Source organism: Tsukamurella sp. DT100 (assembly GCF_049844855.1).
In the GTDB taxonomy this organism is placed as follows: domain Bacteria; phylum Actinomycetota; class Actinomycetes; order Mycobacteriales; family Mycobacteriaceae; genus Tsukamurella.
This window is the reverse complement of record NZ_JBNCLV010000003.1, coordinates 135253-148121: the sequence shown is the minus strand read 5'-3', so window position 1 is coordinate 148121 and position 12869 is coordinate 135253. Positions and strand designations below refer to the sequence as shown.

Annotated in this window: 11 protein-coding genes; 8 read left to right on the top strand and 3 right to left on the bottom strand. The window is 71.5% G+C overall.

Going from position 1 to position 12869, the window contains the following annotated elements; genetic code table 11:
- Positions 1 to 240: 240 nt before the first annotated feature.
- Complete coding sequence (locus tag ACLQ3K_RS07850) at positions 241 to 1203, bottom strand: alpha/beta hydrolase (RefSeq protein ID WP_224645308.1); 963 nt, start codon at positions 1201 to 1203, stop codon at positions 241 to 243.
- Positions 1204 to 1354: 151 nt separating this feature from the next.
- On the opposite strand from ACLQ3K_RS07850, the gene ACLQ3K_RS07845 reads away from it, so the two are divergent.
- The 8 genes from ACLQ3K_RS07845 to ACLQ3K_RS07810 all read left to right on the top strand — a co-directional run bounded on the left by ACLQ3K_RS07845 (position 1355) and on the right by ACLQ3K_RS07810 (position 11422).
- Positions 1355 to 5263 (top strand): Pls/PosA family non-ribosomal peptide synthetase, encoded by a 3909-nt coding sequence (locus ACLQ3K_RS07845; RefSeq protein WP_425998366.1) that lies wholly within the window; start codon positions 1355 to 1357, stop codon positions 5261 to 5263.
- A 171-nt stretch (positions 5264 to 5434) separates the two neighbouring features.
- Positions 5435 to 6409: a hypothetical protein gene (locus tag ACLQ3K_RS07840; RefSeq protein ID WP_425998364.1), complete on the top strand. Its 975-nt coding sequence runs from the start codon at positions 5435 to 5437 to the stop codon at positions 6407 to 6409.
- Positions 6406 to 6810 (top strand): GntR family transcriptional regulator, encoded by a 405-nt coding sequence (locus tag ACLQ3K_RS07835; RefSeq protein ID WP_425998362.1) that lies wholly within the window; start codon positions 6406 to 6408, stop codon positions 6808 to 6810. The genes ACLQ3K_RS07840 and ACLQ3K_RS07835 overlap by 4 nt, the downstream gene beginning before the upstream one ends.
- A gap of 34 nt (positions 6811 to 6844) precedes the next feature.
- The gene (locus ACLQ3K_RS07830) at positions 6845 to 7321 is read left to right on the top strand and encodes a GNAT family N-acetyltransferase (RefSeq protein WP_425998360.1); all 477 of its coding nucleotides are present in this window, start codon (positions 6845 to 6847) and stop codon (positions 7319 to 7321) included.
- A gap of 63 nt (positions 7322 to 7384) precedes the next feature.
- Entirely contained in the window at positions 7385 to 8164 is a 780-nt protein-coding gene (locus tag ACLQ3K_RS07825) for a hypothetical protein (protein WP_425998358.1), read from the top strand.
- Between the two features lie 83 nt (positions 8165 to 8247).
- Entirely contained in the window at positions 8248 to 9612 is a 1365-nt protein-coding gene (locus ACLQ3K_RS07820; protein WP_425998967.1) for a M1 family metallopeptidase, read from the top strand.
- Between the two features lie 136 nt (positions 9613 to 9748).
- Positions 9749 to 10120, top strand: coding sequence for a YciI family protein (locus ACLQ3K_RS07815; protein WP_425998356.1), 372 nt, complete (start codon positions 9749 to 9751; stop codon positions 10118 to 10120).
- Between the two features lie 33 nt (positions 10121 to 10153).
- Complete coding sequence (locus ACLQ3K_RS07810; protein WP_425998354.1) at positions 10154 to 11422, top strand: RNA polymerase sigma factor; 1269 nt, start codon at positions 10154 to 10156, stop codon at positions 11420 to 11422.
- 4 nt (positions 11423 to 11426) lie between these two features.
- Here ACLQ3K_RS07810 and ACLQ3K_RS07805 read toward each other — a convergent pair whose 3' ends face one another.
- Together ACLQ3K_RS07805 and rfbA are read right to left on the bottom strand one after the other, a co-directional pair.
- Positions 11427 to 11996: a dTDP-4-dehydrorhamnose 3,5-epimerase family protein gene (locus ACLQ3K_RS07805; RefSeq protein WP_425998352.1), complete on the bottom strand. Its 570-nt coding sequence runs from the start codon at positions 11994 to 11996 to the stop codon at positions 11427 to 11429.
- Positions 11993 to 12862 carry a glucose-1-phosphate thymidylyltransferase RfbA gene (rfbA, locus tag ACLQ3K_RS07800; RefSeq protein ID WP_425998350.1) on the bottom strand — a complete coding sequence of 290 codons (870 nt, stop codon included), beginning with the start codon at positions 12860 to 12862 and terminating at the stop codon, positions 11993 to 11995. The genes ACLQ3K_RS07805 and rfbA overlap by 4 nt, the downstream gene beginning before the upstream one ends.
- Positions 12863 to 12869: the final 7 nt, after the last annotated feature.

Genomic DNA, 12869 nt, shown 5'->3' with positions numbered 1-12869 from the left:
TATCACGCGGGACCTCGCGGCCGGACCGGACGACGCCCTCGATCACGACGGGATTCGGCATCACCCGCGGCGGCGCACAACTGCACGCGCAGGCGGTTCCCGCGGTGCCGAGCGCCGTGACCGTGCTCGCGCAGGCGACCGCGGCCGTCGTAGCAGCGAGCGCCCGGACCGTCCATCGCATCCCCATGCGGCGAGTTTACGATGAGCAACCCCTGGTGCGCGATGTTTCGCCGGACTCGGTCAGGCCGCTGCGCTGCGCTCGGCTTCGGCCTCGGTGAGGTGCTCGGAGAGGAAGGCGACGGCCGTCTTGTACGCGGCCCACGACTCGGGGGTCAGGCCGGCGCTGACGACGAAGGCGTGCACCTGGCCGTCGTAGACGTGCACCTCGTTCTCGACGCCGGCGCGGTCGAGCGCGGCGTGCAGCTCCAGCGAGTCCAGCTCGAGCGCCTCGCGGGTCGCGGCGAACAGGATGCTCGGCGGGAAGTAGCGGGCGGTGGCGTCGGTCGTCATGTCCTCCGGGCCGCGCAGGTCCTCCGGGCCGCGGCCCAGCACCGTGCGCAGCTTGCGGATCTTGCCGAGCGGCAGCATCGCGTCGTGGCGCGAGGAGCGCGGCAGCGTCGCGCTGATGTCGAGAAACGGGGAGAAGCCCGCGAAGGCCGTCGGCCCCTGGATCCCGGCCTCGGCGGCGTACTGGATCACCTTCGCGCAAACGAAGCCGCCGGCCGAGTCGCCCGCCACGAGGATCCGGTCGAAGTCACCCGAGTCCAGCAGCTCGCGGTACGCGGCGAAACCGTCGGCGACGGAGGTGCCGACGCCGCCGTCGGGGTACTGCCGGTACTCGACGTTGTAGACCGGCACCCGCAGGCCGCGGGCCAGCAGCACCGCGATCCGACGGTGGGTGTCCAGGTTGCAGCCGATGAAGGCGCCGCCGTGGTAGTAGACGAGGGCCGCGCGCGGGTGCGGGTCGGCGTCACCGTCGGGCAGGATCCGCTCGGTGGGCACGCCACCGAGGGTGATCTTCTCGATCCGGACGCCGCGCACCGACTGCGGCACACGGCTGAGGTAGGGCTCCGCGGCGCGCAGGAGCGGCAGGGTCCGGTCGCTCATCGGGAAGACGCGGAAGACCGTCTTCATCACGATCCGGACGAACCACAGCACGATCAGGGCGCGCACACTGCGGCCACGATGGGCGATGACGGCCATGTCGAACACTCCTTGTTACTGGCCAGTAATCTATGCCTCCAGGATAGCCCCGCCGGTCGGTGCTGCGGCATTCCTGTGACCTGACACAATCAACGCGAAGTTCTGTGTTCTCTGTCGTGCCCGTCTGCATAACCGGAGGAAGTCGGCCATCGTGGTCCCGAACGAGATCCCCCCGCAGTACCTGTTGTCCGCCCAGGCGCCCGAGCCGCGGACCCTGATCGACATCCTCCGGGCGACCGTCGACGCCTACCCCGAGGTGCCCGCCATCGACGACGGCGACGCGGTCCTCACCTACTCCGAGCTCTGGGAGGAGGTGCTCGAGGGCGCCGCCTTCCTCGGCCGCAGCGGCGTGCAGGCCGGCGACCGCGTCGGCATCCGGATGCCGTCCGGGCACCGCTCGCTCTACGTCGCGATCCTCTCCACGCTCGCCGCGGGCGCCGCGTACGTGCCCGTCGACGCCGACGACCCGCAGGAGCGGGCCGACCTCGTGTTCGGCGAGGCGCACGCCGCCGCGATCTTCACCGGCGACGGGCTGTGGCGCGCACCGTCGACCAAGGAGCGGGCGGAGGCGATCGAGGCCGGCACCGTCGAGCCCGGCAACCGCCTGCCCGTGCCCTACGACGACTCCTGGATCATCTTCACCTCCGGATCCACCGGCACCCCGAAGGGCGTGGCCGTCACGAACCGCAACTCCGCGGCCTTCGTCGACGCCGAGGCGCGCCTGTTCCTGCAGGACGAGCCGCTGCGCCCCGGGGACCGCGTCCTCGCCGGCCTGTCCGTCGCCTTCGACGCCTCCTGCGAGGAGATGTGGCTCGCCTGGCGCCACGGCGCCTGCCTCGTGCCCGCGCCGCGCTCGCTGGTGCGGTCCGGCATGGACCTCGGGCCCTGGCTCGTCTCGCGCGACATCTCCGTGGTGTCGACGGTGCCGACCCTGGCCGCCATGTGGCCGGCCGAGGCCCTCGAGGCCGTGCGCCTGCTGATCTTCGGCGGCGAGGCCTGCCCGCCCGAGCTGGCGCAGCGACTCGCCGTCGACGGCCGCGAGGTGTGGAACACTTACGGCCCCACCGAGGCCACCGTCGTCGCGTGCGCCGCGCCGCTCAACGGGCAGGGCCCCGTCCGGATCGGACTGCCGCTGGAGGGCTGGGACCTCGCGGTGGTCGACCCCGCCACGTCGCTGCCCGTGGCCGTCGGCGAGTCCGGCGAGCTGGTGATCGGCGGCGTGGGCCTGGCCCGCTACCTCGACCCGGCGAAGGACGCAGAGAAGTACGCGCCGATGGACACCCTCGGCTGGGAGCGTGCCTACCGCTCCGGCGACCTGGTGCGTCTGGAACCCGAGGGCCTGCTCTTCGAGGGCCGCGCCGACGACCAGGTCAAGGTCGGCGGACGCCGCATCGAGCTCGGCGAGGTCGACAACGCCCTGCAGAACCTCCCCGGCGTCTCCGGCGCGGCCGCGGCCGTGCGGAAGAACTCGGCTGGCACCTCGATGCTCGTCGGCTACCTCGCCTCCACCGACCCCGATTTCGACCTCAAGGCCGCACGCGAGCTGCTCGCCGAGCAGCTGCCGGCCGCGCTGGTCCCCCGGCTCGCGCTGATGGACGAGTTGCCGACGCGCACGTCGGGCAAGGTCGACCGCAACGCGCTCCCGTGGCCGCTGCCCGGTTCCGACGACACCAATACCGGCGATCTCGAGGGCACCGCGGCCTGGGTCGCCGAGCGCTGGTCCGGCATCCTCGGCGCGTCGATCACCAGCGAGGACGCCGACTTCTTCGCCGAGGGCGGCGGCTCGCTCAGCGCTGCCCAGCTGGTCACGGCGCTGCGCGAGCAGTACCCGTCGGTCACCGTCGCCGATCTCTACGACCACCCGCGCCTCGGATCGCTCGCGTCGTACCTCGATTCGCTGCGGCCGGCCGAGGTCGCCGAGCCGCGCGACGTGCGGCCGACGCCGCGCTCGACGGGCGTCGCGCAGATCCTGCTGTCGGTGCCGCTCACCACCCTCACGGGCCTGCAGTGGCTGACGTGGATGGCGATCGCCAACAACGTCTTCGCCTGGGCCACCGGCTCGACGCTGCTGCCCACGCTGAACTGGTGGGTCGTCCTCGCGCTGTTCCTGGTGTTCATCACCCCGATCGGGCGCATGGTGCTGTCGGTGGCCGCCTGCCGCCTGCTGCTCGGCGGGCTGCAGCCCGGCGTCTACCGTCGCGGCGGCCCCGAGCACCTGCGGCTGTGGATCGCGGAGCGGTTCACCGCGGCGTCCGGCGCCGAGAACCTCTCCGGCGCACCGTGGATGATCTACTACGCCCGCGCCCTCGGCGCCACCATCGGCCGCGGCGTCGACCTGCACGCGCTGCCCCCGGTCACGGGCATGCTCGAGCTGGGCGACCACGCCTCCGTCGAGCCCGAGGTCGACCTCGCGGGCCACTACCTCGACGGCGACGAGCTGCACATCGGCGCGATCAGCATCGGCGAGGAGGCCTCGATCGGAGCGCGCTCCACGCTGCTGCCCGGCGCGAAGATCGGCAAGCGCGCCGAGGTCGGCCCCGGCTCCGCCGTGTTCGGCAAGGTCAAGGCGAAGCAGCACTGGGCCGGCTCCCCCGCGGAGAAGATCGGCAAGGCCGAGCACCCGTGGCCCGCGGAGCATCCGCCGCGCAAACCCTATTGGGTGTTCGTCTACGGCGTCAGCTCGGTGCTCCTGGCCGGCCTGCCGATGGTCGCGATCGGTGCGGGGCTCGCGCTCCTCGGGTGGATCGTCCGCGACGATTCGAACCTCAAGGAGGCGGCGCTGCACGCCCTTCCGGCGCTGCCCATCGCGGTGATCGTCTCGCTCGCGGTGTACGCCCTGCTCACCCTCATCGCCGTCCGGCTGCTCGCGGTCGGCCTCAAGCCGGGCTACCACGCGGTGCGCAGCCGCGTCGGCTGGCAGGTCTGGGCGACCGAGCGGCTCATGGACGCCGCTCGCACCTTCCTCTTCCCGCTGTACGCCTCGCTGCTGACCCCCATCTGGTTCCGCATGCTGGGCACCAAGGTGGGCAAGGACGCCGAGATCTCCACCGCGATGGTGATCCCCAAGTTCACGACGATCGGCGAGGGTTCCTTCCTCGCCGACGACACCATGGTCGGCAGCTACGAGCTCGGCGGCGGCTGGATGCGCATCGACGAGGCGAAGATCGGCAAGCGCGCCTTCCTCGGCAACTCGGGGATGACGGGGCCGGGCCGCCGCGTCCCGAAGGACGGCCTCGTGGCCGTGCTGAGCGCGACCCCGTCGAAGGCGAAGAGCGGCAGCTCCTGGCTCGGCTCTCCCCCGGTCCGCCTGCGCCGCACCGCCGGCAACACGGACTCGACGTTCACCTACAACCCGTCGTTCGCGCTGCGCGTCGCGCGCGGGTCGGTCGAGACGGCGCGCCTGCTGGCCGTCTTCGTCAGCTTCGGCCTGGGCCTGGCGACGCTGGTCGCGTTGAACTACTTCGTGATCAACGTGGGCTGGTGGCTCGCGGCGCTGCTGTCGGGCGTGACGCTGCTCGTCGCCGGCGCGATCGCGTGCTGCGTCGCCGCGGCCGCGAAGTGGTTGGTGGTCGGGCGGATCGGCCGCGAGGAGCACCCGCTGTGGTCCTCCTTCGTCTGGCGCAACGAGCTCTCCGACGCCTTCGTCGAGTGCGTCGCCGCGCCGTGGTTCGCCCACGCCGCCACCGGAACCCCGATCCTCAACCTGTGGCTGCGGATGCTCGGCGCGAAGATCGGCCGCGGCGTCTGGTGCGAGACGTACTGGTTGCCCGAGGCCGATCTCGTGACCCTCGGCGACGCCGCCACCGTCTCGCGCGGCTGCGTCGTGCAGACGCACCTCTTCCACGACCGGATCATGGCGATGGACACCGTGGTGCTCGGCAAGGGCGCCACGCTGGGCCCGCACTGCGTCGCGCTCCCGGCGTCGTCCGTGGGCGATGGTGCCACCGTCGGCCCGGCGTCTCTCGTCATGCGCGGCGACTCGGTGCCCGCCAACACCAAGTGGCAGGGCAACCCCATCTCGCCGTGGATCTTCAACGAGGGAAAGCGCAAGCGCGACTGACCCGACGGTCCGCCGCCGAGAACTCCGCTCGCCCCGCACGTCCGCGGGGCGAGAGGAGTTCTCTGTTGGGGGCGGGCCACTGCTGCCGCGACCGGGACTTGAACCAGTCGATTGACACAAGATAGGGAGCCGATCTAGTCTTGTGTCAGTTCACTGACACAAGGAGTTCGGATGCTGATTCTTCCGTTCATCGGCCTGACGGTCGTCGCGACGATCGTGACCATCACCTACGTCATCACACGCACCTTGACACCGGACGACTCCGCGCCGGAGTCGGAGAGCTACCGGGCCTACCGGGCGACGATGCGCTCCCGGCTGAAGATCGCCTTCCTCGTTCCCGTTGCGGCCGTGGTCGTGGCGACGATCTACGGGATCATCGCCCAGGCACTCCATCCGACCGACCCCTCCCCCACCTACCGGCCCGTGAGCGTGGTCCTCGGTCTGCTCTGGTGGCCCGGGATCTTCCTGTTCCCGCTGTTGGCGATGCTGCTCACCGAGAAGACGACCCGCCCGTCAGGCCCCAGGGTCGCGACGCTCGCGCCGCGCGGCGTCCGCGAGCTGTTCCCCCGCTGGCTCCTCGTCGCGTTCGGCTCCGCCTTCGCGACCGCCGCGCTCGCGCCGTTGATCCTGTTCTCCCCGCTCGGCGCCGATCACACCCTGGGCAGCGCGAGCAACCCTCCCACGCAGGAATACTCGGTGGATCCGTCGGACATCTGGATCTCCTACGGCACTTTCCTCGTCGCGGCTGCCCTCACCCTCTCTGTGATCCTCGCCGCCGCCCGTCGACCGGACATCGACCCGCTCACCGGTAGTGACAGCTGGGGGCGCAGCGGCACCTCGGTCCGCGCCCTGTGCCTGCTCTACATCCCGGCGGTCTTCGTGATCATCGACGCCCTCGAGATCCCCCGCAACGCGGCGATGGCCTACGTCGATCACGTGCGCGCCGGCGGCGAGGCGGTCGAAGGATGGCCCGCGTGGTTGAACTCGACGACCGTCCCGTACGTCACCGACGCCATCAGCGCCCTGCTGATGCTCGGCATCGTCGTCGCGCTGGTGATCTTCGCCCGCCCGCCGGCTCCCCGCGCCCTCGCCGCCGCGGCACGGTCCACGCGGGACGAGTCCGGCGACGAGGCCACCGCACAGTGACAGCGCCCCGCATCGGCGTCGACGAGTCCGACCCCACCCCGGCGTTCGAGCAGATCCGCCGGCAGATCACCGGGCACATCGCCGCGGGCGCGCTCCCCGTCGGGGCGAAGCTGCCGCCGCTGCGCCAGCTGGCGCGCGACCTGGGCATCGCGGTCGGCACCGCCGCGCACGCCTACCGGGAACTCGAGGCGACCGGCCTCATCGAGAGCCGCCGGGGCGGCGGCACCCGCGTGATCGCGCTGCCCTCGCCCGACGTGGCGCCCGCCTACGACGCCGAGGCCCTGCGCGCGGCCGCGGCGCACTACGCGGACGCGGCCCGCGGGCTCGACGCCCCGCCGCAGGCCGCCCTCGATGCCGTCATCGCTGCATTCCGGGCAGGGAGCACCGACCGCGCCCACTAGGGTTGGCACCGACACCCCCGACGAAAGGTCCCCCGTGAGCGACGGGCTCGAGATCACCCCGTTCCAGCCGAGCGACGTCGCCGAACTGCTCGTCCTGCAGCGCTGCTGCTGGGTGCAGGAGGCGATCGCGAACGACAGTCTCGACATCCCGCCGCTGACGGAGACCCACGACGACATCCTGCTGTGGGCGTCCCAGTGGGCGACCTTCGTGATGCGACTCGACGGCCGGCTCATCGGCGCGGTCCGCGGCCGGGCGGAGCCGAACCACCGCTGGCACATCGGGCGCATCATGGTGGCGCCCGACCTGGCGGGCCGCGGCCTGGGCACCGAGCTTATCGCCCTCATGGAGTCCCTCGCCCCGCGGGGCACCGAGGAGTTCATCATGTTCACCGGCGCCGGGAGCGAACGCAACATCCGGACCTATGAGCGCGCGGGCTACGTCGTCGCCGATCCCGAGCCCGCGCCGCACGGCGGCGTGGCGACGGTGACGCTGCGCAAGAAGCTGGGCTGACCTTGGACACACCACCTCGGACGCTATACTGATTCTTGTATTCAGGATCAGCGAGGTGCTGCGATGCGGGGACGATCGTTCCGCGAGGCGATCCGGGGGAACCTCGGCACCGCGACCGTTCTGACCTCGATCGCCTTCCTCGGCTTCCTCCCGCTCGACGTGCTCACCCTGTTCACCCCCGCACCGGTGGACCAGCTCGTCGACGATGTTCTCGGCGTGGCATTCCTCTGCTCTCCGCTGTTCTTCCTGATCGCCCTCGCGATCCCCACCCTTCGCTGCCCGCGCCACCCCGTTCCCCGTCTCGCGCCGACCGAGCTGGTGCCCCCGTGGATCTTCGTCATCGCGACGACCAGCGCCGCGCTCGCGCTGCTCGCACCCGTCGTCTTCACGGACCCCTTCGTCCGCCGGACGGAGATGACCGACTCCCCGGGTTCGCTCGTGATCACCGGATGGATCGTCTTCGCCTGCTTCGGCGTCGGGCTACTCCTCTGTCTCACGACTGTCGTCCGTCTCGGCCGCACAGGACGGGGCCCGTCCGACGACGCCCGGACCAGGCGACGCGTCGCTACTCGAGCGGTGACCGCACTGACTCCGCTCGCGGTGTCGACCGTCGCGGTCGCCCTCGCGTTGATCGGCGACGCCGGCTGGCGCTATCGGACCGCGAGCGGAGGCGATGGCGGACCGCCGCCCCACGAGTGGGCGTTCGCCGCGTCGCCGGGATTCGGGACGGCGATGATCGCAGGCTTCGTCGTCATCGCGGCGCTCCTGCTCGGCGCCGTGTTCGTCTTCCACTCCCCGCCGAAGATCCGGCCCGCACCGGCCGATGACGCCGAGCGAACGTGATTTCGGCCCGCCTCACGGCGGCCGGTCGTGGTCGCCGGTAAGGTGATCACCCGACCCCCGAGCGAGAAGGAAGTGGATCCGTGGTGCGCAAGTCGGCCAGGCCGAAACTCGTGGCCGCACCGAATCCGCAGCACGCGCGCGCGGTGGACCCGTACATCCCCGGCCACGGCAATCCCGGCTACCGGGTCTCGCGGTACGACATCGAGCTGACCTACAAGGTCGAGAGCAACCGCCTGGACGGCAAGGCGGAGATCACCGCGACGGCGAACGAGCCGCTCAAGCGGTTGGCGATCGACCTCTCCGACGCGCTGACCGCCTCCAAGATCGCGATCAACGGGCGCCGTCCGCAGCGGTACTCGCAGCGCGGCGGCAAGCTGGAGCTCACGCTCGCGACCGAGGTCCCCGCCGGCGCCGCGATGACGATCTCCATCCGGTACGCGGGCACGCCGAAGCCGATCCGGTCGACGTGGGGCGAGGTCGGCTGGGAGGAGCTGTCCGAGGGGGTCATCGTCGCCTCGCAGCCGAGCGGCGCACCGTCGTGGTTCCCCTGCGACGACCACCCGGCCTCCAAGGCCTCGTACCGCATCGCGATCACCACCGATTCGCCGTACCGTGTGGTCTCCAACGGCCGGCTCGTCTCCCGCAAGGTCTCGGCGGCGCACACCACCTGGGTCTACGAGCAGGCCGCGCCGATGGCGTCGTACCTCGCGACCATCCAGATCGGCACCTACGACCTGCTCAAGGTCGCCGAGAAGCCGGTGCCCATCCGGGCCGCCGTCCCGGCGCGCCTCACCTCCGACTTCCAGCGCAGCTTCGCCAACCAGGAGCGCATCATGCGCGCCTTCACCCGCTGGTTCGGTCCGTACCCGTTCCCCGAGTACACGGTGGTCGTCACCGACGACACGCTGGAGATCCCCGTCGAGGCACAGACGGTCTCGATCTTCGGGGCCAACCATTGCGACGGTACGCGGCACGCCGAGCGGCTCGTCGCGCACGAGCTGGCGCATCAGTGGTTCGGCAACTCGCTGACGCTGACCCGCTGGAAGGACATCTGGCTGCACGAGGGCTTCGCCTGCTACTCCGAGTGGCTGTGGGCGCAGGAGTGCGGCGAGGCGACCACCCAGCAGATGGCGGCGCGCTACTACGCGAAGCTCGCGGCCTCGCGGACCGACATCGTGGTCGGCGACCCGGGCCCGGATCTGATGTTCGACGACCGCGTCTACAAGCGCGGCGCGATGACGGTGCACGCGGTGCGGGTCGCGCTCGGCGACCCGGCGTTCTTCACGATGCTCCACGAGTGGACCTCGGAGTACGCGCACCAGTCGGTCGCGACCGAGGACTTCGTCTCGCTGGTTGCGAAGTACAGTCCCGAGCCGCTGCGCGACCTGTGGCGCACCTGGCTCTACGAGACGGCGCTGCCGCCGCTCCCCGTGCTCAGCGCGCTCTGACCCGATCCCGCCCGCCGGGCCGCGAGGCGGCGGAAACTCTTCGTGGGGACGATGTCGAAACCGGGGCGTCCCGTTCGACGTCTGTACGAGACACGCTCACCACCACAGAGAAGGACTGATCGATATGCCTCGTTTCATGGGATTCGTACGGATGGCCGAGGGACCCGAGGTCGGCACGCCGCCCAAGGCACTCTTCGACGCGATGGACGTCTACATCGGCGAGCAGGCGGCCAAGGGCCACTTCCTCGACGGGGGCGGCCTGTACGGCACGGAGGACGCCGTCAACTTCGTCGTCCGCAAGGGCGAGATCACCCGGGTCGACGGCCCGTACGCCGAGTCGAAGGAGATCGTGGGCGGCTGGTCGTTGCTGCAGTACGACACCCTCGAGGAGGCGATCGTCGCGTCGGAGGAGTTCGCGCAGCTGCACGCCACCCACTGGCCCGAGCTGAACATGGTCTCCACGCTCCGGCAGATCGCCGACGAGCCGCCCACCCCGGCCGAGGGCTGACGCGACGGCGGTGGTCCCGCCTACGCTGGTCGAGTGCCAGCCGGGACCACCGCCGAAGCGATCACCGCCACCTGGCGGGCCGAATCCACGCGCCTCGTCGGCGCGCTCACCCGCATGACCCGCAGCATCCAGCTGGCGGAGGACCTCGCGCAGGACGCGCTGGTCGCCGCGTTGGAGCAGTGGCCGCAGACGGGTGTCCCGAACAACCCGGCCGCGTGGCTCATGACCACCGCGAAGCGCCGCGGCGTCGACTCGATCCGCCGCGCCGAGACCCTGCGCCGCAAGACCGAGGAGATCGGCCGCGGCCTGCGGGAGGACGACGGTATGCCCGACCTCGACGCGCAGGTCGACTTCATCGAGGACGACGCGCTGCGCCTGATCTTCCTGTCCTGCCATCCCGCGCTCACCGCGGAGTCGCGGGCGGCTTTGACCCTCCGCGTGGTCGGAGGGCTCACCACCGCTGAGATCGCGCGCGGCTTCCTGGTCCCCGAGAAGACCATGGGGCAGCGCATCTCCCGCGCGAAGAAGACGCTCAGCACCGCCCGCGCGGAGTTCGAGCTGCCCACCGGCGAGGAGCGCACGCGCCGCCTCGACGATGTCATGGCCGTGATCTATCTGATCTTCACCGAGGGCTACTCCGCCGCCGCCGGCGACGACTGGATGCGTCCCGACCTCGCCCGCGAGGGCATCCGGCTCGCCCGCATGCTCGCCGAGCTCGCGCCCGACGAGCCCGAGGTGCACGGCCTGCAGGCGCTCGTCGAGCTCCAGGGCTCCCGCATCGACGCCCGCACGGACGCCGGCGGCGCGCCCGTCCTCCTGGACGATCAGGACCGGGGCCGCTGGGACCGGCTCCTGATCCGACGGGGCCTGGCCGCCCTGCGCCGGGCCGAGGAGCTCGCCGCCCGCGGCGTCCCGGTGGGCCGCTACCACCTGCAGGCCGCGATCGCCGCGCAGCACGCGCGTGCCGCGACGCCCGCGGACACGGACTGGACGCGGATCGCCCGCCTGTACGACGCGCTCTCGCACGCCGCCCCGGGGCCGGTGGTGGAGGTCAATCGCGCTGTGGCGCACGGCCGGGCGTTCGGCGCCGACGCCGGACTCACGGTGCTCGAGGCCGTCGATCCGGCCGCCCTCGGCGACGCGCCGCTCGTGCCGAGCGTCCGCGGCGATCTACTGGAGCGCGCGGATCGGCACCCGGAGGCCGCCGCGCAGTTCGACGAGGCCGCTCGCCGCACGCGCAACGCCGGCGAGCGGACCGTCCTGGAGCGACGCGCCCGCGAGAACCGATCGTCGGGAGCGTGATCTGTCAGCCGTGCCAGCGGGGCAGCGCGCCCGCGGCGAGCGCCTCCGCCAACGACGGTGCGGCCGTGTCCTTCTCGGACATGATCGGCGGCACGTCGTCGGGCCAGGCGATCGCGAGCTCCCGGTCCAGCGGGTCCACGCCGTGCTCGGCGGACGGGTTGTACTCAGACGAGACGTGATACGCGACGACCGCGCCGTCGGTGAGGGCGCAGAAGCCGTGCCCCAGCCCCTCCGCGAGGTAGACGGTGCGGTGTCCGTCGGAGTCGAGGCGCACCGTCTCGACGGCGCCGAAGGTGGGCGAGCCGACCCGCAGGTCCACGACGACGTCGAGGATCGCGCCGTGCAGGCAGGCCACCAGCTTCGCCTGCCCCGGGGGGACGTCCGCGTAGTGGATGCCGCGCACGGCGCCCACCCGGTTCACCGAGACGTTGGTCTGCGCCACCACGAGCTCGTGCCCGGTGGCCTCGCGGAACGCGGACGCCTTGAACAGCTCGAAGAACTCGCCGCGCGTGTCCGGCCGGACGATCGGGTCCAGGACGAAGGCGCCGGCGATGGGCAGCGGGGTGACGTTCACCGGCCCTCCTCCAGCAGTCCGTGCAGGTAGGCCCCGTAGCCGGACTTGGCGAGCCGGTCCGCGCGGTCGCGCAACTGGGCGTCGTCGATGAAGCCGCTCCGCCACGCCACCTCCTCGGGAGCGCCGATCTTGGTGCCCTGCCGCTGTTCCACGGCGCGCACGTAGCCGGTGGCATCCGCGAGGGCGTCGAAGGTCCCGGTGTCGAGCCAGGCGGTGCCCCGCGGCAGCACCTCGACCGTCAGCCGCCCCTCGTTCAGGTAGTGCCGGTTGACGTCGGTGATCTCGAGTTCGCCGCGCGCCGAGGGCTTCAGGTTCCGCGCGACCTCGACCACCGACGGGTCGTAGAAGTACAGGCCGGGTACCGCGTACGGGGACCGGGGATGCTCCGGCTTCTCCTCGAAGCCGACGGCCCGTCCGGCACCGTCGAATTCGATGACACCGTACGCGCGCGGGTCGGCGACCCGGTACGCGAAGACCGCGCCGCCGTCGATCCCGTCGAACCGGCGCAGCTGCGTACCGAGCCCCGGGCCGTAGAAGATGTTGTCGCCCAGGATCAGCGAGACCGTCTGGTCGCCGATGAAGTCCGCGCCGAGGACGAAGGCCTGCGCCAGGCCCTCGGGGCGGGGCTGCACCACGTACTCGATCCGCACGCCGAACTGCGAGCCGTCGCCGAGGAGCCGCCGGAACTGGTCGGCGTCCCCCGGCGTGGTCACGACCAGCACCTCACGGATGCCGGCGAGCATCAACGTGGAGAGCGGGTAGTAGATCATCGGCTTGTCGTAGACGGGGAGCAGCTGCTTGCTGACACCGACGGTGATCGGGTGGAGTCGGCTGCCCGTGCCGCCGGCCAGGATGATCCCTCGCATGCTGCGA